Source organism: Marinomonas sp. SBI8L (assembly GCF_001624705.1).
Lineage (GTDB): Bacteria > Pseudomonadota > Gammaproteobacteria > Pseudomonadales > Marinomonadaceae > Marinomonas.
Map to the genome: position 1 here is coordinate 427,429 of NZ_JSEO01000003.1, position 26,603 is coordinate 454,031.

At 40.2% G+C, this 26,603-nt stretch carries 32 protein-coding genes; 22 read left to right on the plus strand and 10 right to left on the minus strand.

Going from position 1 to position 26,603, the window contains the following annotated elements; translation table 11 throughout:
* Positions 1-20: 20 nt before the first annotated feature.
* Positions 21-986, minus strand: a complete 966-nt coding sequence (locus tag OA91_RS06085; RefSeq protein WP_063336760.1) for an ornithine cyclodeaminase family protein — start codon at positions 984-986, stop codon at positions 21-23.
* A gap of 133 nt (positions 987-1,119) precedes the next feature.
* Between OA91_RS06085 and OA91_RS06090 the strand changes: the two genes are divergently transcribed.
* The 4 genes from OA91_RS06090 (at position 1,120) to OA91_RS06105 (ending at position 3,293) form a co-directional block, all read left to right on the plus strand.
* Positions 1,120-1,902 carry an AraC family transcriptional regulator gene (locus tag OA91_RS06090; protein WP_063336761.1) on the plus strand — a complete coding sequence of 261 codons (783 nt, stop codon included), beginning with the start codon at positions 1,120-1,122 and terminating at the stop codon, positions 1,900-1,902.
* Between the two features lie 66 nt (positions 1,903-1,968).
* Positions 1,969-2,397 carry a GNAT family N-acetyltransferase gene (locus OA91_RS06095; RefSeq protein ID WP_063336762.1) on the plus strand — a complete coding sequence of 143 codons (429 nt, stop codon included), beginning with the start codon at positions 1,969-1,971 and terminating at the stop codon, positions 2,395-2,397.
* Between the two features lie 11 nt (positions 2,398-2,408).
* Entirely contained in the window at positions 2,409-2,870 is a 462-nt protein-coding gene (locus OA91_RS06100; protein WP_063336763.1) for a GNAT family N-acetyltransferase, read from the plus strand.
* Between the two features lie 33 nt (positions 2,871-2,903).
* Entirely contained in the window at positions 2,904-3,293 is a 390-nt protein-coding gene (locus OA91_RS06105) for a GFA family protein (protein ID WP_063336764.1), read from the plus strand.
* Between the two features lie 63 nt (positions 3,294-3,356).
* Here the strand turns inward: OA91_RS06105 and OA91_RS06110 are convergent, their stop codons facing one another.
* Positions 3,357-3,956, minus strand: a complete 600-nt coding sequence (locus OA91_RS06110) for a TetR/AcrR family transcriptional regulator (protein ID WP_063336765.1) — start codon at positions 3,954-3,956, stop codon at positions 3,357-3,359.
* A gap of 138 nt (positions 3,957-4,094) precedes the next feature.
* Here OA91_RS06110 and OA91_RS06115 point away from each other — a divergent pair, with 138 nt between their 5' ends.
* The 3 genes from OA91_RS06115 (at position 4,095) to OA91_RS06120 (ending at position 5,723) form a co-directional block, all read left to right on the plus strand.
* The gene (locus OA91_RS06115) at positions 4,095-4,502 is read left to right on the plus strand and encodes a DUF4345 domain-containing protein (protein ID WP_197477746.1); all 408 of its coding nucleotides are present in this window, start codon (positions 4,095-4,097) and stop codon (positions 4,500-4,502) included.
* Positions 4,503-4,978: 476 nt separating this feature from the next.
* On the plus strand, positions 4,979-5,122 hold the full coding sequence (locus tag OA91_RS24270) for a hypothetical protein (protein ID WP_009832587.1): 144 nt from the start codon (positions 4,979-4,981) through the stop codon (positions 5,120-5,122).
* A gap of 115 nt (positions 5,123-5,237) precedes the next feature.
* Positions 5,238-5,723, plus strand: coding sequence for a glycine-rich domain-containing protein (locus tag OA91_RS06120; protein WP_231870319.1), 486 nt, complete (start codon positions 5,238-5,240; stop codon positions 5,721-5,723).
* 54 nt (positions 5,724-5,777) lie between these two features.
* On the opposite strand, the gene OA91_RS06125 is transcribed toward OA91_RS06120, so the two are convergent.
* The gene (locus tag OA91_RS06125) at positions 5,778-6,671 is read right to left on the minus strand and encodes a LysR family transcriptional regulator (RefSeq protein ID WP_063336768.1); all 894 of its coding nucleotides are present in this window, start codon (positions 6,669-6,671) and stop codon (positions 5,778-5,780) included.
* Between the two features lie 115 nt (positions 6,672-6,786).
* On the opposite strand from OA91_RS06125, the gene OA91_RS06130 reads away from it, so the two are divergent.
* The 4 genes from OA91_RS06130 to OA91_RS06145 all read left to right on the plus strand — a co-directional run bounded on the left by OA91_RS06130 (position 6,787) and on the right by OA91_RS06145 (position 9,974).
* Entirely contained in the window at positions 6,787-7,542 is a 756-nt protein-coding gene (locus tag OA91_RS06130) for a nitroreductase family protein (RefSeq protein WP_063336894.1), read from the plus strand.
* A gap of 93 nt (positions 7,543-7,635) precedes the next feature.
* Positions 7,636-8,574, plus strand: a complete 939-nt coding sequence (locus OA91_RS06135; RefSeq protein ID WP_063336769.1) for a DMT family transporter — start codon at positions 7,636-7,638, stop codon at positions 8,572-8,574.
* A 1-nt stretch (position 8,575) separates the two neighbouring features.
* The gene (locus OA91_RS06140; RefSeq protein WP_063336770.1) at positions 8,576-9,286 is read left to right on the plus strand and encodes a 2OG-Fe(II) oxygenase; all 711 of its coding nucleotides are present in this window, start codon (positions 8,576-8,578) and stop codon (positions 9,284-9,286) included.
* 73 nt (positions 9,287-9,359) lie between these two features.
* A complete protein-coding gene (locus tag OA91_RS06145; protein WP_063336771.1) occupies positions 9,360-9,974 on the plus strand; it encodes an alpha-ketoglutarate-dependent dioxygenase AlkB family protein in 615 nt (204 codons plus the stop codon).
* A gap of 125 nt (positions 9,975-10,099) precedes the next feature.
* Here OA91_RS06145 and OA91_RS06150 read toward each other — a convergent pair whose 3' ends face one another.
* A complete protein-coding gene (locus OA91_RS06150; RefSeq protein WP_063336772.1) occupies positions 10,100-11,011 on the minus strand; it encodes a hypothetical protein in 912 nt (303 codons plus the stop codon).
* Positions 11,012-11,052: 41 nt separating this feature from the next.
* Positions 11,053-12,081 carry a hypothetical protein gene (locus tag OA91_RS06155; protein WP_063336773.1) on the minus strand — a complete coding sequence of 343 codons (1,029 nt, stop codon included), beginning with the start codon at positions 12,079-12,081 and terminating at the stop codon, positions 11,053-11,055.
* Positions 12,082-12,304: 223 nt separating this feature from the next.
* On the opposite strand from OA91_RS06155, the gene OA91_RS24000 reads away from it, so the two are divergent.
* The 4 genes from OA91_RS24000 to OA91_RS06175 all read left to right on the plus strand — a co-directional run bounded on the left by OA91_RS24000 (position 12,305) and on the right by OA91_RS06175 (position 16,224).
* Positions 12,305-12,760 (plus strand): eCIS core domain-containing protein, encoded by a 456-nt coding sequence (locus OA91_RS24000; protein WP_082827801.1) that lies wholly within the window; start codon positions 12,305-12,307, stop codon positions 12,758-12,760.
* A gap of 45 nt (positions 12,761-12,805) precedes the next feature.
* Positions 12,806-14,392: an ATP-binding protein gene (locus tag OA91_RS06165; RefSeq protein ID WP_063336774.1), complete on the plus strand. Its 1,587-nt coding sequence runs from the start codon at positions 12,806-12,808 to the stop codon at positions 14,390-14,392.
* Positions 14,393-14,573: 181 nt separating this feature from the next.
* Positions 14,574-15,371: a phytanoyl-CoA dioxygenase family protein gene (locus OA91_RS06170; protein ID WP_063336775.1), complete on the plus strand. Its 798-nt coding sequence runs from the start codon at positions 14,574-14,576 to the stop codon at positions 15,369-15,371.
* 115 nt (positions 15,372-15,486) lie between these two features.
* Positions 15,487-16,224, plus strand: coding sequence for a substrate-binding periplasmic protein (locus OA91_RS06175; protein WP_063336776.1), 738 nt, complete (start codon positions 15,487-15,489; stop codon positions 16,222-16,224).
* A gap of 279 nt (positions 16,225-16,503) precedes the next feature.
* Here OA91_RS06175 and OA91_RS06180 read toward each other — a convergent pair whose 3' ends face one another.
* Together OA91_RS06180 and OA91_RS06185 are read right to left on the minus strand one after the other, a co-directional pair.
* Positions 16,504-16,923, minus strand: coding sequence for a VOC family protein (locus OA91_RS06180; protein ID WP_063336777.1), 420 nt, complete (start codon positions 16,921-16,923; stop codon positions 16,504-16,506).
* Positions 16,924-17,212: 289 nt separating this feature from the next.
* Positions 17,213-18,472: a flavin-containing monooxygenase gene (locus OA91_RS06185; protein ID WP_063336778.1), complete on the minus strand. Its 1,260-nt coding sequence runs from the start codon at positions 18,470-18,472 to the stop codon at positions 17,213-17,215.
* A gap of 375 nt (positions 18,473-18,847) precedes the next feature.
* Here OA91_RS06185 and OA91_RS06190 point away from each other — a divergent pair, with 375 nt between their 5' ends.
* From OA91_RS06190 to OA91_RS06210, 5 genes are all read left to right on the plus strand, one after another.
* The gene (locus OA91_RS06190; RefSeq protein ID WP_063336779.1) at positions 18,848-19,522 is read left to right on the plus strand and encodes a haloacid dehalogenase type II; all 675 of its coding nucleotides are present in this window, start codon (positions 18,848-18,850) and stop codon (positions 19,520-19,522) included.
* An 86-nt stretch (positions 19,523-19,608) separates the two neighbouring features.
* Positions 19,609-20,088 (plus strand): MEKHLA domain-containing protein, encoded by a 480-nt coding sequence (locus tag OA91_RS06195; protein WP_231870320.1) that lies wholly within the window; start codon positions 19,609-19,611, stop codon positions 20,086-20,088.
* A gap of 106 nt (positions 20,089-20,194) precedes the next feature.
* Positions 20,195-20,512, plus strand: a complete 318-nt coding sequence (locus OA91_RS06200) for a hypothetical protein (RefSeq protein ID WP_063336781.1) — start codon at positions 20,195-20,197, stop codon at positions 20,510-20,512.
* Positions 20,513-20,527: 15 nt separating this feature from the next.
* On the plus strand, positions 20,528-21,010 hold the full coding sequence (locus OA91_RS06205) for a nucleotidyltransferase domain-containing protein (RefSeq protein ID WP_063336782.1): 483 nt from the start codon (positions 20,528-20,530) through the stop codon (positions 21,008-21,010).
* Positions 21,011-21,272: 262 nt separating this feature from the next.
* Positions 21,273-21,635: a VOC family protein gene (locus OA91_RS06210; protein ID WP_063336783.1), complete on the plus strand. Its 363-nt coding sequence runs from the start codon at positions 21,273-21,275 to the stop codon at positions 21,633-21,635.
* A 59-nt stretch (positions 21,636-21,694) separates the two neighbouring features.
* Here the strand turns inward: OA91_RS06210 and OA91_RS06215 are convergent, their stop codons facing one another.
* Positions 21,695-22,513, minus strand: coding sequence for a helix-turn-helix domain-containing protein (locus OA91_RS06215; protein ID WP_063336784.1), 819 nt, complete (start codon positions 22,511-22,513; stop codon positions 21,695-21,697).
* Between the two features lie 225 nt (positions 22,514-22,738).
* Between OA91_RS06215 and OA91_RS06220 the strand changes: the two genes are divergently transcribed.
* Together OA91_RS06220 and OA91_RS06225 are read left to right on the plus strand one after the other, a co-directional pair.
* Positions 22,739-24,139 carry an aspartate ammonia-lyase gene (locus OA91_RS06220; RefSeq protein WP_063336895.1) on the plus strand — a complete coding sequence of 467 codons (1,401 nt, stop codon included), beginning with the start codon at positions 22,739-22,741 and terminating at the stop codon, positions 24,137-24,139.
* A 200-nt stretch (positions 24,140-24,339) separates the two neighbouring features.
* Positions 24,340-24,789: a GNAT family N-acetyltransferase gene (locus OA91_RS06225; protein WP_063336785.1), complete on the plus strand. Its 450-nt coding sequence runs from the start codon at positions 24,340-24,342 to the stop codon at positions 24,787-24,789.
* Here the strand turns inward: OA91_RS06225 and OA91_RS06230 are convergent.
* Together OA91_RS06230 and OA91_RS24395 are read right to left on the minus strand one after the other, a co-directional pair.
* A complete protein-coding gene (locus OA91_RS06230) occupies positions 24,786-25,166 on the minus strand; it encodes a hypothetical protein (RefSeq protein ID WP_063336786.1) in 381 nt (126 codons plus the stop codon). The genes OA91_RS06225 and OA91_RS06230 overlap by 4 nt on opposite strands.
* Positions 25,159-26,603 (minus strand): hypothetical protein (locus tag OA91_RS24395; RefSeq protein WP_063340093.1); only part of this gene is annotated, 1,445 nt, incomplete at its 5' end. The genes OA91_RS24395 and OA91_RS06230, both read right to left, overlap by 8 nt.

The following is a 26,603-nucleotide window of genomic DNA, read 5'->3' on the forward strand; positions in this document are numbered from 1 at the left end:
AAAAGCGCTAAGTTTTGGCGCTAGTTTTTTTCTTGTGAATAGGTTTTGTAAGCGAGTATCGCGGCGGCTAAATCTTCCCTTGAATCACCCACAGACTTAAATAAGGTGATGGCTGTTTGTGGATCCGCAAGCGAATGACGGCCTGAATGTTGGCCCGAGCAAAGCTCTGAGAATTCGGCAAGAATGACATCTTGAGTGATAGCACCTTGCTCAATCGGCATAATCAGGTCACCCGTTTCGCTTAATGCACCCGCTCTGGTATCGACAAAGACAGCGCAATGTTGCATGGCATGATTATCTGTTTCGCGCATTGTTGGCGTGAAGCTACCGACTAGGTCTAGATGAGCGCCAGGCTTTAACCATTTACCTTGAATTAAGGGAGTAGTCGACATAGTTGCGCAGCTAATAATATCGGCTTTACCTGCACAGGTTTCAAGTTCATCTTTTGGGCAGAAGTGTGCATTAATATCGGCAGCCTTAAGTTCATCAACTAGAGACTTTGCTGCATCCTCATTGCGATCCCATACACTTACCTTAGTAATGGGTCTAACGCTCATATGTGCAGGAATTAAACGGCGCCCCATTCTTCCCGCACCAACCATTAATAATTCGCTGGCGTCTTCTTTTGATAAGAATTGAGAGGCTAAAGCAGATGCTGCCGCAGTACGACGAGCGGTTAATTCATTGCCTTCTAGTTGGGCTAAAGGTTGGCCTGTTTTTCCACAGCTAAGAAGGTAATGACTGCTTAATCCAGGTAGCTTAAGCGCTGCGTTACCTGGAAATACATTAACCTGTTTTATTCCTAAATATTCATTCTCCAGCCAAGCAGGCATAAGTAATAAAGTTGCGTCTGGGTTTTGCGCGACTTTAATGTTGTGATGGTGGCGTACAGGTGAGTGAACTTTACGCGTAAAGATATCGTTTAGTGTGGAAATTAAAGCACTCCAAGGCAGCGCATTTTGAACTTGAGTGGCGTTTAGTTGCATAACAGAATCTCTTATTGTTAGTCTTAGCTCCATGATAACGACAAGAAAAAACTGATAATTGACTGAGGCTACGGAGTTATTGACTGAAACTCTTGAAACCTAATGTTTCTCTCTTTAGATAGGCGTTTTCGCAATGAATAAAAGTATGGCTCGGCGCAATTTAATTGCACGTCAGAGCGGTGAGCATTGTCACGATTTCCCCCAGCTTCTGTTTGGTTTACATGGTCAAATGGCCTGTGAGTTCGAGGGTGAAACGGGTGAGCTTAGTAGTGGTAACCTTGCGATAGTGCCCTCGGATGAGGCGCATTTATTTAGCGGCTTAAGTGATGATAGTGAATTGTTTGTTATTGACTTAGCCCCTTTTGACCCCTTTATTAATGCCTTAGAAATAGCTTGTCAGACTTCGTTTAAAGAGACTCTGTTTCAGCAAGCTAACATTATTTCTCTCAATGCTGAGATGCTACCTTTACTTGATTTTGCCGCAGGGCAATTAGCTAAAAATCCAGGACAGCTTAATCCTCAAATTAACTGCCAGCTGGTGTCGTTATTTATGACTCAGTTATCGCAGCTTTATAGTGCTGATTCAGTAAGTGCTATGTTATGTCAGCGTCTTGATATGTTGCTATTAAATCGATTTATTGATCGCCGATTATTTGAGCCGCCAACTAATGCGGAGCTTGCGAATATGATGCATGTGAGTGAAAGTCATTTTTATGCGTTATGCCAACAGCAAATCGGTATGACACCACAGCAATATTTGATGAGCAGGCGAATGAAAAAAGCACAATTATTGCTCACCCAATCCAAAATGCCTTTGGTCAGTATCGCAGCAGAAACGGGTTTCTCTGACGCGTCTAGTTTCTCTCGTGCTTACAAAAGTTATTATCAGAAAACTCCTGGCAGTAGCCGTCGCTAACCTTTCAAGTTAAGTCACAGACAGAGTTAAGGTAACTAATTAAGATTGAGTAATAGGAAGATAATAATGGAATATATTAAATCAAAAGATTCTGATGCTAATGACTTAGCGAACCTTAGGGCTCAAGCCATGAAACCCAGCTTAGTCGCCCTCGGCCGATTTGATGAAGACAGGGTGAGGAATCGATTCTTAGAGACTTTTATCCCACAAGATACGATTAAGCTTACCCTTGAGGATGAGCTGATTGGCTTTTATGTCCTACGAACTCGTACAGATCATATCTGGTTGGATCATTTATATATTAAACCTGAGCATCAGAATAAACAGCTTGGTAAAAAGGCTCTCACTAGAGTTATCGAGCTAGCGAAAGAAAAGGGCTTAGTCTTGCGTTTAGGCGCTTTAAAAGGCAGTCGTTCTAATAGGTTTTATCAAAATAATGGCTTTGTACAAACTCATGAAGATGAATTTGATCTTTATTATGAATATGTTGGATAAGGAGAAAGTGTATGGAAATCAGAAAAATCACGAAAGAAAGATCAGATGTTCAGCATCTTTTAAATGAATCTGATTTATACATGCAAACTCTCTATCCAGATGAGAGTAATCATATGGAAACTCAGTCTTCTTTATTAAACGATCGTACGGATTTGATTGGCATTTTTTTAGAGGATGAACTCGCCGCTATAGGGGCGGTAAAGCGTTTTAAGTCAAAGGACAGTTACGGAGAGATTAAGCGTATTTATGTACCTGAGAAACAAAGAGGAAAAGGCCTATCAAAAGCGATTATGTCGCACTTACATCAACTTCTTATTCAAGACGGTATTCCAATAGCAAAATTAGAAACAGGCATTTATCAGCCTGAGGCAATTGGTCTATATAAGTCCTTAGGCTATCGCGAGTGCGAACCTTTTGGCGAGTATCAACTCGATCCATTAAGTATCTTTATGGTCAAAACATTAACCAAGTAATGTGTATTTTAGCGTTTTAATAGGAGAGAGTAGGTGATTAAAGGAAGCTGTCTTTGTGGCAATGTTACTTATGAAATTTCGGGCGAAGTAGGCGATATCGTTCACTGTCATTGTGTTACTTGTCGAAAGGCCCATGGGGCAGCGTTTTCAAGTGTTGCGTCAGTGCCATTAGCTAATTTTCGGTTATCTGGTGCGGGAGAATTAAGTCAGTTTGAATCCTCCCCAGGTAAAGTCAGACATTTTTGTGCAAATTGTGGCACTCAGATTTATGCAAAAAGAGAGGGTGCACAGCATATTATTTTACGACTTGGCTCACTCGATGATGATATCTCTAGTAAAGAGATTGGCCATATTTGGACATCACAAAAAGCGAATTGGTACGAAATTAATAGCCCTTTACCGGAGCATCTCGAATTTGATTAAAAATCGCATTCAGTATGGCTAAAAGGAGTGAAGGGTATTATTTAATTAGAGTGGTTATTGAATCTAGCTGTTTTCTTTCCATGATTTAACAGTAGAAATAGCTATGTTCACATAGCCTTCTGCTGCTGTCCCATCTTCTGCATTTCTATTAATTAAGCCAATAGCTAGAAAGCACCCGACAATAAAATCACCTGCATCTTCTGGATTTATACATGATTTAACTTTACCTAAAGACTGCTCTCTTTTGATTAAATCTATAGTAGCACTCTTCACACCTTGGTAGTGCTCAGCTGGGAATTTATCAATATTAGGATTATGAATAGAAATATTTTCAGCAAGTGTATTTACAAATAAACAGCCATACTTTCTGCTGTCTAAGTTAACGGGAGCTATTGTTCTTATTAACATTTTTTCGAAAACATCAATGCTTTCAGCATTAGCGATTGGAGCAATAATGAAATCTTTAGCGTCGACTTGGTAAGACCTTAACGCTTCTTCAAAAAGCCCTTCTTTACCATCAAATTGAGTTCTAATAGCAAATCTACCAAGGCCAATTTGCTCCTCGATGTTTTTTATTCCGAAATTGAGATAACCATTTCTCCTGAATGCCTCTCGCGCTTTTAGGATAGCTTCTTCTCTTACGTAGTTTTTTTTTCTAGGCATATAAATCAATCATCAAATCATTCTGAAGCATAGTATTTGTTAGCTTTTAAGTAGATGCAAGTGCCTTGCACTTATTTTGATATGGAGATAAGTTTATATCACTACGAGTGTAGTGATATGAACTTTAAAGGTATTATTATGAAAAACAGTAAAGCTTTAGTTCTAATTTTATTTGTTGCTGGTGTGATGTTGAGCTTTTTTGGAGGTTTTGCCGCTTTCTTTCCAGAAGCATATACAGGTCGTCATGATATAAGCATTTTAGGTAATGTTAATCTGTACAACGAATTTAGAGGAACGGGTGGGCTAATGCTTGCGAGTGGTTTGCTCATTTTACTAGGTGCATTTATAAAAGAGCTAGCCTATACCGCTACGATTGTTGCAGCGGTAAATTTTTTACTTTTTGCACTTGCTAGAGTGTTTTCTATCTTTGTGGATGGGGTTCCAGTTGACGGTATTATAAGAGCAACAGCTGTTGAAATGTTAGTGGGCCTTATATGTACGTGGGCATTTTTTAAATATCGAAATGTTATTAAGGCTAAGGAATGAGTACCCATTTTTGAAAACAAGTTTTTCTTTCACCTATACATGAAAAGCTTCGAGTGCAGCCTGATTAAGCTATATTGCATATCAACTAGTATGCTTTGTATTCTTGGGCTCACTCGATGATGATATTTGCAGTAAAAAACAACTGTCTTTGGACATCAAAAAAGCGAATTGGAAAGAGACTAATGATCCTCTGTAGGGATGTCTAGAGCATGAATAGTCACTAATAAAACTATTCACATTTTATTGGATATAAGCCTGTTTTATATTAATTATTATAAGACAAGTTAGAAAACTAAATATTTAAAATAATCCTCCTTATATAAAATGTTTTCAATTACGCTATATTACATATATCTTTTTTGATTAAATTTATATTTTATTAGTCTAATAACTTGACACTTATTGACTGTGTTGCTTACATAATATTTCCATTTAATTGGAAAACAATATAAAAAATATTATGAAGGAATATAGTTATGAACAAAGTAAATGCTAGTCTTGCTAAAAAAGCCTTTTTCCAAACTGCTCAAAAAGGTGATAAGAAAACACAATTTAAAATGAAGCTAGAAAGTGATAAAAAAGCCTTTTGTGGCAAGCTGTGTTTACACACACCTAAGTAGCTTTTAGCATTGATTTAAGCGCCTTATTATTTTATAGGGAAATCAATAAGGTGCTTTCTTCTTATATTCATTATTCTTAATGAAATTGAAATATATTAAGTTGGCAGGTAATAAAATGGAATTTCAAGAATTTGATATTAAAGACTTAAAAGATGATGTGGGTTTACCTCTTGCATTTCCTCATGTACCAAAATTAAAGAATTTAGAGGAGATCAAGGAATATATCTTCAATATGGATATGTCTATGATCTTTTTCAAGATGACAGACGAAGAGTGTGCCGGTGATTTGGGGCTTCTTTGGGATGAAGAAGATGCTGCATTTGCCATTAATCAATACCGTCAATATCTCTATCTTATTCGAAAATACGATACCAACATTTCGCCCACTCTTGCTATAGATGCTGTTTGGCATAACCATATATTAGATACCAGAAAATATGTGCAAGACTGCCAAGCCATATTCGGCCATTATTTACATCACTTCCCTTATTTCGGTTCCCGGGATGAAGAAGACAGAAAACATTTAGAAATGGCTTTTGAAAATACTAAGATGTTATTTAAAAAAGAATTTAACGTTGATATTGCTAAAGATGTTGAGTAAACGTTTTATTTAAATTGATTCTAATTTTTAATATTAATTTTATTGATTTATTTTTCAAGTTTTGTTTTGTAATTTTTCAAAAATAAAATCTATAAGATACCTTGTTTTTAATGGTAGATACCGTCGTGAAGAATAATATATCCACATAGGTATAGGCGGAGGTGAATATTTACTTAATATGGGAATGAGTCTTCCTGAATTTAAACTCTCTTTTGCATGTAAGTAGGGAGAGTTTGTTATACCTAGCTCTTTTTCAGCAGCCTCTATTGCTAATTCTGGATTACTAATAGATAAACTCCCCAAAGGTGCATGTATTCTCTGTATCCCCTCAACTTGGTAGTTCCAATTCATTTTCTGGCCAGAAGTTTTAGAGCGATAAGCAATACAATTATGCTGCCTTAAATCCTCAATACTTTTAGGTTCACCGAATATTTTAAGGTAATTAGGTGCGGCTACTGTGACGAACTCTAAATTATAGATCTTTTTTCCAATCAACTGGCTGTCACGGTTCATGATGTTACCTATGCCGATATCGAAACCGTTATCAACAATATCTATCATTTTATCACTGAAATGAAGGTCAAATTCGATATCAGGATGAAGTATCGCAAAATCGAGTAATAATGGATAAATGACTTTTCTACCAAAGCTATCCGGTAGATTAATACGAATTAACCCACTAATCTGTGTTTGGTTATCCATTGTCATACTGACTTGATCCTCAAGCTGTTTAACCAGAGGCTCAATGCGTTTATAAAAACTTCTCCCTTCATCTGTTAGAACCAGAGAATGTGTCGAACGGTGAAATATTCGAGTATCTAATGTGCTTTCTAAAGCAGCTATGGCTTTGGATACTGCTGCTGCACTTATGCCACTTTCTCTAGCTGCTTTAGAGAAGCTACCCGCTTTCACAACGGATAAAAAAAGAGGTAGATGATTAGGAAGCATTTTAAACCTTTGGTTGAAGCCATTTTAACCTGATGATAACTACCACTATCAAGAATGACTAGCTAAATTAGCCTCCATACTATTTTTATTGAAAGGAGTGTTTATTTTGGAAAGCATGAATAATCAGGTAATCGAGCAACAGTTGAATCGCCGTTCAGTGAGAAACTTCACCGGAGAATCAATAAAAGATGAAGACTTGTCTTTGATTTTAAAGGCTGCACAGCAAGCACCAAATGCGTTTAATGCTCAGTTTGTCTCCCTTATTGTGACCCGTGAAAAAGATAAAATTCAGCAGATAGCAAAGTTAGCTGGCGATCAACCACAAGTTGCTGGTGCTGATGTTTTCATTACAGTGGTTGTGGATTTTAAGCGTGGCGCTTTGGTAGCAGATATGATGAATAAAGAGTCTCAATTAGAAAGTTCAGCAGAGGGTATCATTGGAGGTGCGCTTGATGCTGGCATTATGTTGAGTGCTTTAGAGAGTGCTATAAATTCGCTGGGTTATGGTTCGACTATTATTGGAGGCATTCGAAATGACCCTGAAGGCATGGTATCTCTACTCGAACTACCAGCTAAAACCTTTCCAATTGCAGGAATTACGATAGGTGTTCCAGACGAGTCCAAAGCGAGTCTAGTAAGGCCTAGATTACCTTTAGAAAGTTTTGCGATGGCTGAAAAGTATGATGTCAATGTCGTTAAAGAAGGTATTGTTCAGCACGATAAAGCCTCAAGAGAATGGTGGGATAAGCAGAACTTAAATCAGATGCCAGCTTACATAGAAAGCGTGGGTAACTTCTCTAGCCAAGTCTTTTATAAACAAATAGCTTCTTCTTTTTTAAAGCAAGGATTTGAATTTAAAAACGTAGATTAAACTCTTTAAGAAATAGCAGGCAAGAATCAGATGTTTTTACCCATTGATACTTGCTAACTTGATGTCAGCACAATTCATTTTAGGAGTTTATGGATGACATCAACAATCACTTCGTCAATGAGCCTGACCGTGTGGGGAGCCTTGATATTGCTCTCTGTACTCTGGGGCGGCTCATTTTTCTTTGTAGAGGTTGCACTAGTTGACTTTCCGCCTCTTACTTTAGTGGCATTAAGGGTTGGCATTGCTGCAATTACTCTTTGGTGTATCGCTTTTATTCTAGGGTTAAAGCCTCCTAAGGAACTCAAGGTTTGGTTAGCGTTTCTAGGTATGGGTCTACTGAATAATGTGGTGCCTTTCGTCTTAATTGTGTGGGGGCAAACTCAGTTAGCCTCTGGCTTAGCTTCTATCTTAAATGCGGCTACCCCTATTTTTGCTGTTGCCGTGGCAGGCTTTTTATTACCCGATGAGAAAGCAAGTTTGCTAAAAATTGTGGGCATTCTCATTGGCTTTATGGGGGTTGTCATCATGATAGGCTTGCCTGCGTTAGCTGGTGTGGGTGGTTTAGTTGCTCAATTAGCGATAGTACTAGCAACCGTATCTTATGCTTTTGCTGGGGTCTTTGGTCGACGCTTTAAGCAGATGGAAATTAACCCTATTATCACGGCGACAGGGCAAGTGACAGGCTCTAGTTTAGTTCTCTTTCCCATTGCTCTTTTCTTCGACGGTCCTATTAATTTCGCACTTCCACAAATGACGAGCTGGCTATCAGTTATTTCCTTAGCGGTATTTTCGACCGCAGTTGCTTATGTGCTTTATTTTAGAATATTGGCAGTCGCGGGGGCGACTAACCTAATGCTAGTCACGCTACTAATTCCTGTTTCTGCCATCTTACTAGGTTATTTTTTCTTAGATGAATCCCTTGAGATCATACATTTTGTTGGCATGGGGTTAATTGCTTTAGGCTTATCTGCAATCGATGGCAGATTGTGGCGCCTCTTTTCTAGGTATTCGCCGTTAAAGCTAAAGGTGTGATATGAATTTGAATCAGCAAATTAATCAATTAGGTTGGCAGGAAATTTGCCATAGCTTGCAGGATAAAGGTTATGCCCTCGTTTCTAACTTTTTATCAGATAGCCAATGTCGGAGTCTGATTAAACGTTATGACAATGAAAGTGAGTATCGTAAAACCGTGGATATGAAGCGTTATCGCTTTGGTTTTGGTGAGTATAAATATTGGGATTATCCTTTACCCGATATGGTGAAAAACTTGCGTGAAGGGCTATATCCGCATTTAGCGCCTGTGGCGAATGCTTGGATGCAATGCCTGAATCTTGAAACACGTTTTCCCCAGCATTTGCCAAGCTTAACGTCTCAATGCGAGGCGAATGGCCAGATGAAACCTACGCCCTTGATCTTAAAGTATCCGCAAACAGGCTTTAATACGCTGCATCAGGATTTATATGGTGAGGTCTATTTTCCTATTCAGGCGGCCATTGTGTTAAGCCAAAAGGGTGAAGATTATCAAGGCGGCGAGTTTGTTATGACAAGACAGGTGCCAAGAGCTCAATCTCAAGCCATAGTGCTAACACCAGATCGGGGCGATATGATTATATTTACCACGAATTTTAAACCTGAGCAGGGTGTAAGAGGGTATTATAGGGTGAATATGAAGCATGGTATTAGTGAAGTGTTAAGTGGAGAACGATATGCTGTGGGTATTATTTTCCATGATGCAGCGAGTTAAAAACAAGCTAAAAATAGGCTAAAAGTAAGCTAAGAAATACAGGTTAATTTGTTTAGAGATGAAGGGTTAAGTAATGGATCTGTTTGATCAATTAGAAGAATGGCCAAGAGAGCTACTGCCCCATGATGGCAGTGTTGAATACTATGGCAGCATAATGTCCTTGCCCCAGGCCAATCATTTCTTTGAAGCGCTATTTAATAGGATTGAATGGAGAAATGATGAGGCGGTTATCTTCGGGAAGAAGATTATCACCAAACGTAAAGTCGCTTGGTATGGCGAAAGGCCTTTTACTTATACCTATTCAAATACCACCAAAACAGCTTTGCCTTGGACGAAAGAGTTGATGGAACTCAAAGCGATGGCAGAAGCCGAGAGTGGCGAAACCTATAACTCATGCCTGTTAAACCTTTATCACGACGGTAGTGAAGGCATGGCTTGGCACAGTGATGGCGAAAAGGATCTCAAAACCCATGGTGCCATTGCCTCGATTAGCTTAGGCGCTGAACGTAAATTTGCCTTTAAGCATAAAAACAGCAAAGAAGTGATCTCTCAAGTGTTAGATCATGGCAGCCTACTGGTCATGAAAGGGGTGACACAAACCCACTGGTTACACAGGTTACCCCCTACAAAAATGCATCATGGACCCAGAGTCAATCTGACCTTTCGAACCATACAAGCTTATGATTAGCGCGTCTTTATTCATTGAAAAAAAGAGTTTAATAAAGAGATTTAATGAAAGAGAGCTTAATAAGAAGGGCAAAAACAAGCGCCTGTATCAATAGGCGCTTTTCGTTTGTGCTGGGCTTACTTACATTAGTATCTCGGTAAATAACGTCTGAACTTGGTTAGTAAGAAGGGATAATCATCCGTGACATCAATCGCACAATACCAATGATGGCCAATACTATTTTGCACATTCTGAAAGTCAAAAATCACCTTGGCAATTTTACGCTCGCCACAAATTTCAGTGAGAACTGTTACATTATTGAGCTGGGCAACTTCTCTATCTGAGTGGCTATTAGCATGGTTATAGATAAGCTCATATGCTCCCATATAGACCTCTAAATTGTACTTAAGGGTATAATTTAGCGCTCTATCCTGATCTGTATCGCCATTGTTTCCGGCAAGCGAGATCATGTCCGTAATCACTTTCTTGAGCTTTTTGTCATTAAAACCAGCGTGAATAGCATGGATTTTATTGACGATATCAAGGGGCCTTATTGTGTCTATTTTTAGAATTTTAACCTTAGGTATGGCCTCATGAGTTCCTAATTGATAAGCGCCTATGATATTTATTGGAGTCAAAGCTTCTGTATTACTGTCTCTTCGGCTTAAGCTCTTATCTTCATTAGGTTTAAGAGCACTGATGAGTGCATTTAATTGCTGAGCATTTGGCTCTAACAGATACATTTTATCCCGATAAGCATTGATGATAGACCATTTCATCTCTCTGGCAATATAGCGGTTTTTAGGGTTCGAAAGATGCTTATACAGACAATAAGCTCTGTCGTTTTGCCAGTTCTTCTTGTTAAGCGCATGGGGGATGTCCTCAGGCATAAAAAGGGCGCTATCTTCGTGATCATCACTTGAAGCCAAGTTACGCTCGAACTCTTTTTCTAGCCCCAAATTATCAAACTCAGCCCGAATAAATCCGCCCACATAAATAAAATCTAATGCTGCAGGATTGGCTAACCCTAGCTGGCTAGCATTCATTTTGTTCATCATTTAATTTCTCCTTCTTAAGCGTTATCGCTACATATTTAGGCTTAATTCGTTGGAATGTAAGTCGTTAGGTTGCTGTGTAAGAAGGGATATAGATCAGTCACATCTATGCTGGCGTAATAGCTGGTTTTACGACCACTGATATTTTTTTGGTAGGTTAAAATGATATCAACAATTTTACGTCCCGGTGCCACATTAGAATGCTGTAAGGCAAGATTCTCTAAAAACTGATCGTCATCTGAGCTGTTGTCAGCATAACATGAGCCTTGACTAGATGAGTGGCCAGACGAACTGCTAGAGGAATGATTAGCAGGCTGTCTAATGGCATAGATACTAGGGTAACGAAAGGCGGCAAAGTTTTTTGCGCGATCAAAGTCGCTTTCCCCTGTATTAGGCTGCTTGGTCAAGGCATCTAAAACATTGCTGATCGCAATAGTGGTTGTATTGCCAGCCTTGAGTTCATCCTGTAATTGCGCCGTGGTGAAGTGATAAAGGTGATGGCACATTACCATAGGCAATGGTTTGTCATTACTGAGCTGCTCTGGTGCTAATGGGCCTTTAATGCCAATGGCAACTGAGTAGGTTTCATCTGCTAGGTTACTCTCAGAATCAAAGGTAAGAGAGTCGATAAACTCATCAAGCTCATCATTGCTATTAGGTAATAGTACATACACATCTTGGCCACCGACGCTCAATATCCAACTTACTTGTTCTGCAATATAACGAAATGGGTGATGACCATTCTCTGTATAGGTAAAGATCTTATTAAAATCTCTTGGGTTTAAGCCCAGTGTTTGTGCGGCTGTATCGTACTCTTTCTCCAAACCACGAGATGGAAAGTGAGGTCTGAGTTTACCTGCCACATAAATATAACTTGGATTTTTCGGTTGGCTTTCTATTGCTGATAATTGAGCTGTAGTGCCGGTTTCACTGCCCATATTCGCATGTGGGAGAGCCGAATTTTCTACTCTTTGGGCAGTAGGTGCTACTTGGGCCTGTGTTTCTTCAATGTTTTTTTCTTGGATGTGAGCTTCTTGAGCAGAAGCAAGATGATTTGTCTGAGTATCACTCATTCCATTTCTCCTAAGTTAGTTTCGCTAAAGATGACTGGCCTAACCCTAATTGAATATAAAAAGTGGGGAGCGGCAAAAATGATGCAAACTGCGGTGTTTACCAGTGTGTTCATAAGTGCTGTTTGAGTGTCCGATTTTTGGCCGAATTCTTAAGTGTTTAAGCCCAGTAGCTAGATTTATTTAGCGCTAAATTAGCCAAGCTTTAATGGTTTAAGGAGGTGCTATGTGCGACTTATGGGAGAGCAAGTTTCATCGGCTTTTTAAGAAAGAGGCGGAATGGCCAACACATTATCCTGCCCGTTCTATTGGGGTTAGGTTACCCACGGATTTAAAACTTGGTATGGAAAAGTTAACAGGCTTAAACCTAAATCAAGTGCGGGTGCATTATGCATCGCCATTGCCCGCGTTAGTGCAGGCCCATGGTTATGCTCAAGGTAATCAAATTTATTTAGCGTTAGGGCAAGAGCATCATTTGCCCCATGAATTAGGGCATGTGGTACAGCAAATGTGGGGCATGGTAGAGGCGACAACTGAGGTAAATGGGGTTGCTGTGAACGATGACCCTAAGCTTGAAGAACATGCCACCAAGCTTGGCCAACTTGCTCTTAATGCTGGTGTGAATCATGGCAGGCATTCTCAAAGAAATAGACATGTCTCTTCATTGAAGACACTGCCCTAGTTCGAAGTGTCTATTTAGTTATTGGCTTTTAAAAGATAGGTTGTTATGAGAAGTAGAATCACCTCAGACAGAGTTCAATACCCTAATATTGCATCGATAAATCAGGTGTCTGATTACGCTAATGCAACAGATTTAACCCAAGAGTTCACTTGGTGTGCTGCCATGATACAAGCACGTTTAGCCGCGTATTTTAAAAGGCTAAAACAAGAGGAAGAGGGGAGCCGAAAAGGGGGGCTAGAATCAGATATATATTTGCCAAAACCGCCTGTGTTTAGCCTTACTAATCAGGATCATGATGGCGCTAATTCAGATGTTGAAACAGGCCGTTCCTATGCTCAGCTTATTCATAAGTATCAATTAGATACGCAAGCAAGGCTGGCTCTAATATTGGCCCTAGCCAGTGATATTAAGCCTGATTTATATGATGCCTTGTTAATGCGTAATGAGGTGACGGGTCTGGCTTACTTTGAGTTTGGTGTTCAACTTTATAACGATAGGCCTTATGCAACAGGGGCGACCCTTGCTTTTATTTTATCTGGCGCAGAATTAGAAACATATTTTCATATTCAGGATTGGCTACAAGCCTTGGTGCAAAAAGATAAGTATGCTTTATCTCAAAGACAGGTTTTAGAGATTAGCGGTTTAAATCAGGTACTCGCCTTAGATTTAGAGCAAGCGAATAATGTCATGCAGATGCCTATCAATCTGACTGATTCCGCCTTGTATCGATTTACGACTGGGCGTGCTTTTAGGCCTGAATCTAGTCATGATTTTCCGGCTCAATATCTTTCTACAGATCTTGAGTGGGAGCATCTGATTTTGCCTGAGGCCGTAATGAAACAGGTATCAGATATTCAATATCATATTTTTTATGGTGAACAACTGATGCAAGAGTGGGAGCTAGAAGGCAAGATTCGCCCCGGTTACCGCGCTTTATTTTATGGCCCACCAGGCACGGGTAAAACCTTAACAGCAAGTCTATTAGGTAAGGCAACTCAGCATGATGTCTACCGTATTGATCTGTCTTTAATGGTGTCTAAATATATAGGTGAAACCGAAAAGAACTTATCCAAAGTCTTTAATATGGCAGAAGATAAAAAGTGGATCCTGTTGTTTGATGAAGCGGATGCCTTGTTTGGGAAACGTAATCGTGCCACGAGTGCTAACGATCAGTTTGCGAATCAAAATGTGGCCTATTTGCTACAACGAATAGAGGCATTTAATGGTGTGGCTATCTTGGCGACTAACCTTAAAGATAATCTTGATGAGGCCTTTTTAAGGCGTTTTGAATCCATCATATATTTTCCACTGCCGGGCCCTGAAGAGCGCTTGAGTTTATGGCAAAAAGGTTTCTCTGCTAAAGCTAAATTAGAAGATAAAATCGACCTGTCTTGGCTCGCACACAAGTATCCACTTTCTGGGGCGAGTATTATGAATGTGGTGCGTTATGCCTCAATGCAGTCTATTCGAAGAGCGCATATTAAGCCTCAGCTTGGAGAGCCTTCTCAGTTAGCAACTAAGGCTAAACCCGTTTTTGACATAAAGCTGATGGATTTAGAAACCGGTATAGGTAAAGAGTTAGAAGCCAGTGGTGACTCTCGCATTTTATCTAAAGGCAGAAGCCCTTTTTAATTAGCCTATCTTAATTCTGGAGCAGCTTAACTCTATAAACGTTAACTCTGGAGCAGCTTAACGCTATAAAGCTTAACTCTAAAAAGGTTTAGCTTTTATAGAGGCCTTAAACTAAAACAGTTTACAGCCTGATGCTTTCATTTCATGATGGAATTACTTAACGCTAGAGATTTAAGAGAGTATGAAACAAGCTGAATTAAGCAGTGCTAAAGAGTATGAGGATCAAGGCTATTTTATTTTGCGAAATTTCTTTAATTCGCAGGAAATCGCTCATTTAACCGCTTTGATTGATCCTATTTTTTTACAGTGGCGTGATGGCAAAGAAGCACTCATATTCGAACACAAATTATTGAATATGCACTCTCTTACTCATGCTGGATATTTTGAGCAATCACAGACTAGACGCCTCGCACTTTTCAATGCGATTTTACCTACTAAGCTCACCCAGTATTTGGATGCTTTGTTTGGTGAAGGTTTGTATTTTCATAATACTCAGCTCTTCTTTAATCCCACAAACAAAGCGCGTTTACCTTATTGGCATAGAGATATGCAGTACAGCCCTATTGCCGATGAGCTGCAAGCAAGCGAGCTGTTCAATATGTTAAGCCTGCATATACGTATTCCTTTGTTAGATGAAACTGGGGTAGAGCTTATCCCAGGATCTCATAAACGTTGGGACACAGAATTAGAGCGTAAGGTGAGATTCGAGTTAGACGAGCATGAGAACAGTGAAACCCTAGCTGATTCAAAGTTGATCACGCTTTCTCAGGGAGATCTGCTTATTTTTAATGCTCAAATGCTACATAGGGGGAATTACGCCCTTAATCATGAGCGAAAAGCCTTAGATCTTTGTATTGGTAAACCTCACCCTTTATCGATCGAATTTTTAGATAAAAGTGTGTTGCCAACGAGCCAAGAACTTACTCAATTAGATAACCCATCTTGGTTTCAAGCGGCTTATCAATTGGGAAAAGCCTAGTTGCTGCGAATTTAATTTCTCTGATTAGCCTTAATTCAAAGCTAGATCAATTATTTAAGTGGTTTCTAATGTTTGTGATGATTTACAATATCCGTTTTGCTCAGCGGAACCTTAAATGAAAAGTTTGGCGCTAACACTTTCTTTATTAGGTGCAAATGCTTCTTTATTTGCACATGACCTTATACAAGTGGTGACGGAGGATTTGAGACCGTTTAACTATTTAGAGAATGGGGAAATTGTCGGATCAAGCACAGCTTTGGTTCGCAAAGTGTTGCAAGAAGCAAAGGTAGAGGCCAAGTTTCAGCTTCATCCTTGGGCAAGATCCTATGCAATGGCACAAAGGGATGAAAATACCCTGATTTATACCATCAATAGAACGCCTGCTAGAGAAGCAAAATTTAAATGGATTGGGCTATTAGGAGCGGAAGAGAATGACACTTTTTTCTTTAAGCTTGCTGCAAACAATAAGATTCAAGTCCAGACTTTAGAGCAGGCAAAGCAGTACTCTATAGGTGTCAGTTTGCATGATGTAAACCATGAAATTCTAAAGTCTGAAGGCTTTAATCGTATTCATGCTGTCTCTCAGTTTAATCAAAGTGTGCAAATGTTGTTACGAGATAGGATTGATTTAATTGTTGGCTCTTATCCTGTCTTGTTAGAAGCCTGTAACCATCTAAATATTTCTATTGATGAGATAGAAGCCGTGACATCATTTAGAGCTTCTAGGCCTTATATGGCCATGAGCAAGTCTACTTCAGAGAAAATGGCGAACCGTTTAAAGGCCTCCTATCAAAAGCTTGTCTCTATGGGAGAGATACCAGACTTTGAGGCCCAAATAACAGCGGTAGAGTAAATAGCTTAAGGAACCTTCGATTAAGTCACCTCTTCTCAGTCTTTTCAGAAAAAGTATCAAACAAGGCGTTACTTTGAAGTAATGTAGGTACCTTTCGAGAAGTGACAACACAGGGGGTTACTTTTTCTGAAAGACCCGAAGGGCGTGGTCTAAAAGCCCTATCTTTACGTTGAGAATCTTATCAATAGAATAACTATTAAGTTGCGCTCCTCGCCATAAATCTAGCGGCTTTTATCTACACGCTGAGGCGGGAGGACTTAATCGCAGGTTCCTTAAACGCTAGCTTGATAAGTTTCTTTGTACTGGGTCATCGCTTAAGTATTCCACGAACTCTACTTCAAACCCTGCAGGGTCGATAAAGTAAACGTTTTTACGATAAAGGTCCTGCGCACCATTTTTTGCAATCTCATAGCCTGCAGCAAGCAATCTGTTAATGACAGCATCTAAGTTATTGGTGACAAAGGCAAAATGCGCCAAGCCAACTTGATGCCCATCTAGATCTCTATTTTCACCTTCCCCATGATCACTTAAGGCTATGTATTGGTAATCATCGCCAAAATGTAACCAGTTTCTGGGTTTGCCGCTCCATTCTCCCTTGCCTTCATCACGTACCTTCCAGTGAGGAAAAACGGCTTGATAAAAATTTAGCATGGCAGGGATATCACTCACCACGAGGTTGATATGTTCAAGTTGTATCATAATGTCTTCCTTACAAAAGGGCTGATTGCTTTGAATGACATAAGGTTAAATCCTCAAGTTAACTTGAGGTAAAGTGTTATTTTATTCGTTATAAGAATAGTCACTATTGGATCAATCAATAGTTTTGAATGCTCGAAATCATACTGAGAGGATAATTCGAGACGATAGCTAGAGGAGATAGTTGTAGGAAGTAGCGAGAAGAGAATAGATTAGTACAGAATAGAAAAAGCATATAGGCGAGACATCAGCAAACCTCGTGCATAAGGTTTGCTGATAGACTAGTTAGCTCTTAACGCTGTGAAGGATCTTTATACTCTAGGTACTTATGCTGGGTCGCAATATGGTCTGCTATGTGTTTTGCATCATGCCAAACACCCCAGATAAAGGTCGAGCCGCGGCGAGATAACCAAGGCAGGCCGACAAAATAAACACCTGGCTCAGATGACACACCGCGTTGGTGTTGCGGTTTACCTTTGTCATCCAGTGCATCTACTTGTAACCAGCTATAGTCAGTGGCAAAACCCGTTGCCCAGATGATAGAAGTAACACCTGCTTCAGCTAGGTCTAGCTCAAGCACTGGGTTAGTCACACAGTCTGGCTCTGGGAAGGTAAAACGCGCTTCAGGCTCTTCCGGTAAATCTAGGCCGTTTTGCTTAATATACTCATCAGCTGCATCTAATAGGGCCAAATAGTTCTCATCACCTTTTGCTAGATTAGTCGCTAGGTCGTTTTGAAAACTTACTTTATCACCATCAAAAGCTTTGGTTAGACCAACCAGTGTCATGCCTTTATGAGCCAAACCTCTAAAGTCCACAGTATGGCCACCATTTGCACCACTTACAGCAATAGTGACATGCTCGGTACCAGGCTTCATTGCGGCTGCATCCCATTCACCCAGTACACCTAACCACCAGCAGAAATCGCGGTTACGATAAGCGCGAGGCGGACGGTCATGGGCGCCGACAGAAAGGTAAACCTTCTTACCTGAATTTTGTAGTTCGTCGGCAATCTGTACACCAGAAGAACCAGCACCTACGACTAAAACTGCGCCTTCAGGAAGTTGCTCAGGGTTACGATATTGAGCTGAATGAATCTGCTCTATCTTATCGGTTTTAGGCGCAATAGGTGGAATAACGGGTTTCTGAAATGGACCAGTCGCTGACACAATACGGTTCGCTTCAATGACACCGTCAGATGTTTCAATTGTAAAGCCTGGGCGGTTTGTATTACGGGTTGCCTTGGTAACTTCAATGCCAGTACGAATTGGTGCTTTGAATTTTTTAGCATAATCTACAAAGTAATCAGCAACACGCTCTTTAGGCGCAAATGCATCTTGATCAAGGTCTTCAAACTCTAGCCCAGGAAACCTATCATGCCATGCTGGACCATTGGCAACTAACGAGTCCCAACGCATAGTACGCCAGCATTCGGCGATGCGATTACGCTCAAGTACAAGATGAGGAATATTTAACTTTGTAAGATGTTCGCTGGTGGCTATACCGGCCTGACCGGCACCAATAATAAGCGTATCAATTTTTTCAACTGCCATTTCAGTATCCTTTTTTATTCTTCTGCAGCCGTATGGCTGAGTGGTTAGATCAAACTGTTCCACAATGGGTGGGTCAGTAGAGCCGGATTTGTCTTCAGAATATTTGCTTAGGAGTCCTAGATTATGGGAGTGATATATTTGGTTATTTGTCCTGATGCTTTTTACTGCGTCTAACCAAGTTTTCTGCCGATAACCTGCTCCTCCTATGCCTAAATAGGTTATGAGGAAACACCTTATTGGTAAAACATTATTAACTTTATAAAAGCATCAAAAAAACTGATGCAGGATGGCAAAATTAACACCTAAGTCCCATAGACAAGCGGGAAAGGCTTTATTATTTTGAGATGCTTAAAAAGGCTTATTAGAGGGAAAGTTATGTCGTTAGTACTTGCATTTGATGTGTATGGCACCTTAATCAATACTCAAGGATTGGTCCCAGAACTGGAAGCCATTATAGGGCGCAAGGCCGAAGCATTTTCCCAAAGATGGCGAGAAAAGCAGCTAGAATATGCTTTTAGACGAGGCTTGATGCAGTCTTATCAAGACTTCTCTGTTTGTACCAAAGACGCGCTGGAATATACCTGCCTTGAGATGGAAACTCCCTTAACCCAGTTACAAAAAAACGAACTGCTTCAAGCCTATGCAAGCTTGCCTGCTTTTGATGATGTAAAACCTGCCTTGGCGCAACTTAAAGAAGCTGGCGTACAATTGTATGCTTTCTCGAATGGCACTAAAGCGGCTGTTACTCGGTTACTAAAGCATGCGGGTATTCATGATTATTTTATTGATATTGTCAGTGTTGAAGAGCTTCAAACCTTTAAGCCTAATCCCAGTGTCTACCAGCTTTTCTTAGATAAAACAGGCGCAGAAAAAACCAATACTTGGCTGATCTCAAGTAATAGCTTTGATCTTATTGGGGCACTTTCTTTTGGCTTTAATGCCGCTTGGGTAAAGCGTTCAGATAAGGCCATATTTGACCCTTGGGGAATGACGGCAAGTTTGACCGTAAGTGAGTTGGGAGAATTAGCTGAATTTGTCGTTAGCAAATAAGCCTCTTTTGGGCGCTTTTATCCTCAGCTAAACTTGCTTTAAATCTGTTATATTCTGCTAATAACGGATTAATCTTGAAGTAAATTATGATGCATGACTCCTTGACAAGTCCTTTTTATATTGAACATGGCGTTCGACTGGTTGAAAGCTATAAACGTCTAACAAGCAATGATTTGCTTACCTATAACGGTATGAATAGTGACGCTTCATTAAGTATTATCGAGCAATTAGATAATGCGCCTTTTGTACTACTATCCCATGGTTTAGGCGACGACCCTATTTTCAATTTTGGTAATAAAAGCGCACTCGAATTATTTGAAATAGACTGGCAGGGTCTGACTAAAATGCCTTCTCGCTTATCTGCTGAAACCATTAATCAGGCAGATAGGGAATACCTTTTAGAGACAGTGACTCGTCAAGGCTATATTGACGATTATTCTGGTGTGCGTATTTCAGCTAAAGGAAAACGCTTTATGATAAAACAGGCTATTGTATGGAATATCATAGATGCGAAGGGCGGCTATTTTGGCCAAGCTGCCATCTTTTCACACTGGGGCTTTTTATAACTAGCCCTTCTTATTCAAAGCGCTTTTCAATGAGGGCTTTTCTTACTTAATTTAGCGTGAATACTGCTATGAAAATGAAGGGACAGGAAAATAAGGTGTTAGAACAATGAAAGGATTAGGTCTCGTTTCTCTTATGAGCTTGGTATTGATGTCAGTTGCCTGTTCATCCAATAGTAGTGTGCCTCAAGCCGGGATGAGTCTAGAAGAAAGGCGTCAGCTTAATGATATTGTTGCTAACCATGAATTCTACTCAGGTTGCGTGACAGAAGAGATTGCAGATCTTAAAGCCGAGTTTTGTGACTCCCAAAATCAATGCAGTCAATCACATAGTGATAACAAGGTAAATGAACAGGATTTCACAGATCAGCTAGACTATCAGGCATGGCTCAAGATTTATAAAGCCTGTATTGCTAATACACTTTAGTGAGGAATCAAAGGTATGAAGAATTATAAAATGGACTTGGATAAGGTGAAAAATGCACTGCTTTGGGTTCAATCCATTTTAGAACGAGCTGACGTGCCTTATCAGATAGTGGGCGGTCTAGCGGCATACATTTATGGTGCGCAAAGGCCGATAGCAGATATTGACCTTTATATTCCTAAAGAAGATGTGGCTAAGCTAGAGCAAGAGCTTGCACCTTATATTTCAAAGCCTCTAACCCATTATCTTGAAGGTGAATGGGACCTAGAGTATCTGCAACTGATTTATCAGGATCAGAAAATTGAGATCGGTCTAGTGCCTGGGGTGAAGATAAGGAATAAAGACGGTGATTGGGTCAATCAAAATATCGACTTCACCACCTCTGTGATGTCAGAGTTTGAGGGGGTGAGAGTACCTCTAATGCCTAAAACACAACTTATTCAGTACAAAACTTTGTTAGCAAGAGATGTCGACCTTTTCGATATTCAGGCGATAGACTAGGGAAGCTGCGAATAAGTCTCCTCTTCTCAGTCTGCTCTTTTAGGTACATGGGGAAAGTATCAAACAAGGCGTTATGTTTTCTGAAATGATGAGTAGGTATTATTTAATGACCCGTAGGGCGTGGTCTAAAAGCCCTATCTTTATGTTGAGGACCTTATCAATAGAATAACTATTAAGTTTCGCTCCTCGTCATAAACCTAGAGGCTTTTATCCACACGCTGAGGCGGGAGAATTTATCCGCAGGTTCCCAAGGAGACCAGCCATGAAATACACTCTCTATTGTCATAGGATTTTTTGTTTCAATTTTGAGCAAAGTATCGCTTTTTACGCGGACACTTTAGGCCTTCCTTTAAAGAGTGTGAATGATGAATTTGGTTGGGCTGAGTTTTCATTGCCCGGGGGCACGTTAGCGATTGAGCAACAAGATCCAAATGATGAAGAGGCTCACTCTTTAGTGGGCCGCTTTTTAGGTATCAGTTTACAAGTGGATAATTTGGATGAGGTTTATGCTGAACTAATTTCAAAAGGCGTAAACTTTCAAGGACCACCGGAAAAACAAGAATGGGGAGCGAGCCTTGCTCATTTTAAAGACCCTGATGGTAATATCTTGACCTTATTAGGTTAAGAGCTCAGCGTAAGGCTTAAGAGCGAGTGAGCAGATCATCAAGTATCAGCATGAGCTCATCAAAAACGGGCTCTAAAATGCCACTCATCTTCTTTAATATCATTTCGAATATTTTGGCGAATGCCGCTTTCTATCTCATCAGAATCTAGATCATAAAGACCACATAGTTTAAATGCCTTACGAAAACTCACTTCTTGCCCTAGGTACTCGTATACAACTCGGGTGCAGCAGGGCATACGCTCCCCACTACCAGACACGCCTAATCTAAGACCCGTTAGGCAATCGATACGATTCTTAAATGAAGGGAAGAGTATGGTTTGCGTGATTTCATACTCGGTCAGGGTTTCAAAATCCATCATAAAGATACGGTCAGATAAATATTGCACCATGCCCTTATATTTACCATGAAACACATGGCGCCTACCTTTTTTTTGAATGCGCTCCGTACGCTGAAAATAGGTTTTACCAGCATGTTTTTCAAGACAAACTAGGGTTCTTAAAATCTTGCCCGGATAAGCCATAGAAAGGTAATACTCAAAATAATAACCTAGGTATTTATCTAAACCTTTTTGCCCCATTTGCATGACTCTTTGTTGATACATGAGCGCAGGGTCAGAAGTCGGGGCTGCTGGTGCATTAAAAGGTTCTGGCTTGACTTGAACAAGGCGTTGAAACTGCTGATGAGGTAATTTTATCTCTTCAACTTCGACGCCAAAGAAATCACAAAAGCGTCGTAGCGTATTGGTTGATGGAAAGGTTGTGCCATTAAGGTAACGATTAAATTGGGCACGATTAATTTCAAGCCGACGACAGACTTCAGAAATAGACTTATAGAAGCTGCAAAGTAATTTGAGATTGGCTTGAAAATCTTTATTCATATCATCTACCCAGAAAGTGCTTAGATTGAAGTTATGGTGCTACTTGGTGCTAATTTAGCATCAAGTAGCATCAAAATGATACAGGTTACAAACTACCTAAAGGTATAGTGCTCACGTTACATTAACTCTGCTTGCTTGAAATACAGCGTTTTGCTTTGTCCTGATCGCTATCAGGGCGAGGCTTTTTTTGCTAGTTCGGTATCTTGAATGAAAGGGTTAACAGAGATGACAATGCGTTTAGAGTATGACTTGTTGGGTCAACTGGAAGTGCCAGCTGATGCTTATTATGGAATTCAAACCTTAAGAGCGGCGCGAAACTTCTCTGTTACAGGTGTTCCTATCTCACACTTTCCTGACTTAATTGTGGCGCTCGCCATGGTGAAAGCCGCCTCAGCAAGAACCAATCAAGCTCTAAATCTCATTTCAGAAAAAAAAGCAGAAGCTATAGTGGGCGCTTGCGAAGAGCTCATCATAGGGAATTATCATGACCAATTCATTGTGGATGTGATTCAAGGTGGCGCTGGCACCTCTACCAACATGAACGCCAATGAAGTCATTGCCAATATTGGCCTAGAGTTGATGGGACACCATAAAGGAGAGTATCAGTACCTTCACCCAAATGATGATGTGAACTGCTGCCAATCTACCAATGATGCTTACCCAACAGCAGCCTGCTTAGGCATTCAATATGCGGCAGAAAACTTTATCCCTAGCTTAAGTTCTCTAAAAGCGGCGTTAGAAGATAAAGGCCGTGAGTTTTCTCATATCTTAAAAATGGGCCGTACTCAGTTACAAGATGCAGTACCTATGACACTTGGCCAAGAGTTTGATGCGTTTGCAGTTAACCTAGGTGAAGACATAGACAGAATTCATGAAGCCTGCGCGCTTTTATGTGAAGTGAACCTAGGCGGAACCGCAATAGGCACAGGTATCAATACACCTGCAGGTTACGCCAAGCTTGCTGTCGCAAATCTTGCCGAGTTATCTGCTAAACCATTCATCCCAGCTTCGAACTTAGTTGAGGCAACGTCTGATATGGGAGCCTTTGTTTTCTTCTCCGGCATATTAAAGCGTCTTGCAATCAAGCTAAGTAAGATGAGTAATGACCTTAGACTGCTCTCAAGTGGTCCAAGAACGGGTTTAGGCGAGATCCAATTACCTGCCATGCAACCTGGCTCTTCCATTATGCCGGGTAAAGTAAACCCTGTGATTCCAGAAGCGATGAACCAAACCGCTTATCAGGTGATGGCATCGGACATGGCCGTTTCATTGGCCGCAGAAGCGGGGCAGTTGCAGCTTAATGCGATGGAACCCATGATTATCTACAATCTGCTTAACTCGCTTAAGATGCTTACTCAAGCCTGTGAAATGATGGAGAACCGCTGTATTAAAGGTATCAAGGCTAACGAAGAAGCCTGTGCTGCCCATGTGGATAATAGTATTGGTATCATCACAGCACTTGTGCCTCATATTGGTTATGCCAATGCATCTCGTATTGCTAATACGGCTTTGCATACGGGTAATACAGTGAAAGCCTTGATCATAGAAGAAGCCCTATTAACTGAAGACGAAGTAAACCAGTTATTAAGCCCAGAAAACATGGTTGCTCCCGCCCTTAGCGCCTAGTCAAAAAACTCTTCTTCCTTGCTCGCAACGGTGAGCAAGGAAAGATGAAATTTCATTATACGATTTCTATTTTACTTGCTTCCCCATTACCTGCTTGCTACTTTTTATTTATTATCAAAGGGTTAGCTCTTTCAATTGAAAGGCTACTGAGAAAAAACTGCTGAAAAAGCACTAAGGATGAAAAGAAGGAAGGAGCCTAAATGATTGTATTGCGTGAAATGCAGCTAGAAGATTATGAGTCTGTAATTAAACTCTGGCAGCAAACCGAGAGCATGTCATTACGGGATTGTGATTCAAAAGAAAGTATTGGCTATTACCTAGAACGAAACGCTGGTTTGAGTTTTGTCGCCATAGACCAAGAGGATATAGATAACACTAAGTTAATTGGTGCTGTACTCGTTGGTACAGATGGCCGTCGAGGTTACCTGCAACATCTTGCTGTCTCCCAAGGGTATCGAGGTCAAAAAATTGGTTATCAGCTGGTGGAAAAATCTATCGGCGCACTTGCTGAAATCGGCATACCTAAAACTCACTTGTTTGTGTATCAAGACAACCTCAAAGCCCAAGCTTTTTATGAAAAGTTGGGCTGGTTTGCGCGAGAGGAAATCCGCATGTATTCCTTCAATGCTTCAAATAATGAGAATGTTTAGTTCTTGCCTGTTGGCTCACAGGTAATCTTTTCATGAAAGGCTAGAATTTTACATTTTTGTTCATTCCAAGGTGCTGCAACAATAAAACTGACACTTATTGGCGAAACATAAAGCTTTAATACATAAGATGTTGGATATTCTTTTTCAAGGTTTATCCCTGAGTTACCCATTTCGCAATACCTTTTAGTCTTATTATCATTTAGGTTTATTACTGAAATACATGGATCTTGTTTAGTTATATATGCAATGAGGTCTTCTGACTTTGATTCACTATCATAGTTTGATTGATAGTAAATTATGTCATTTAAATTTAATACATTGTTGCTAAATACAGATCCAGATATGAGAATGCTAATTGAAAATAAAAATCTAATCATTTAAATACTTCACTCTTTTATTTTTTCTATTTTCGTCTACGCCATAAACAGTATTCCATTTACTGTCATCTAAAAGTGCAGCAAAATTTGATTTCTTCCCTGTTTCTCCGCTTTGCTGATCTTTAACGAGTTCTGGCACAAACCACTTACGAGTTGATCCACGCGTATCTTTTATGCCTGTATTATCTCCACGATAAGTTAAGTCGACTAATACTTCTTTTACCTTGTTAGGTAAGGTATCCCAATTAACTACACCATATTCTTCTTGGACATCAGGCTTAGTAATAAGGCCTTTTGCTTTATCTTCATAATAATCATAAATAGCGAGGAAAAGATAATACTGCTGCTTACGAGTCAGTGTGATTTTAGACTTATCTTTAATACTGTCTTTAAAGTCTTTTACGTACTTAATCAGCGCCTTATCATTCTCTTGCGCTTTTTGAATATGGGCAGTTTTAGCATCGCCTTCTAATTTTTCGCCTGTTTTATTACTGGCTCCTTTCATCCCCACTGAGTCTTTCAAAAACGTGATAAGTTCAGGTGCAACAGGTCTACAATGTTCAGCTACTTTATCAAAATAGCCTTGGACCTCTTTAGTCGACCTAGAACCGACATCTAAGCCTCTACCTATGGTAATACCTGATGCACCAGCAACTACTTCTGAGGTGGATGCTTTACCTCGAACAGGAAGGTGGACAGTTCGACTAAAACTTACACTTGAGTCGTTGTCATTCCCTTCCACATCAAAGGTCAATTGTCCCTTTGGTACGATCAGCCATTTTTTGTCCATTTCATCATCTAGGATGCTGTCATCAGGTTTGTCTGTGATGGTTTTTATCTTTTCATTTTCTGTCTTTTTAGCCCAGTCCGATGGTTGGATGTCGGCTTTAGCTAAGGGGATCTCGATGACTTTTTTATGGCTATATTCAGCATCAAAAGGTCTGAGGGTTTTCAGTGGTTTAACCAAGTTGCTAAGGGCTTGAGAAATGTCTTTATACCATTCAGTTTTAGTGTCTGTGGTTGCGGACAATAGCACTTGTCGAGTAATGGCCAAGCTGACTTTACCGGTGAGTATGCCCATTAGGTTTGAAACGCTATTGAGAGTGGCGTCTTCGGTAGTTTTGATCGAGAGGTACACAGCTAAGTCGATAAGCTTTTCAGGTGTCATAGCCTTAACAAAGCGCTGGCAACTGGTTGTGAGTATATTGCGGCTTTGCTGATCATTAATGATAAGAATTTGCTTTTCCATGGCTTTTGATTCTGCTTTCAGCCTGATCTCATCCCTAGGCTTCCAACCAGCTAATGCTGATTCCAGTGCATCAATGTCACCATCGATAACCGCAGTGCAAAGGGCGTCTTGAATTGGACTGAGGGCCGTTTCGTCTAAGTCTGCTGTATCTTGAGGGAGAAACTCTTTAAGGGCGTCAGTGACATCAC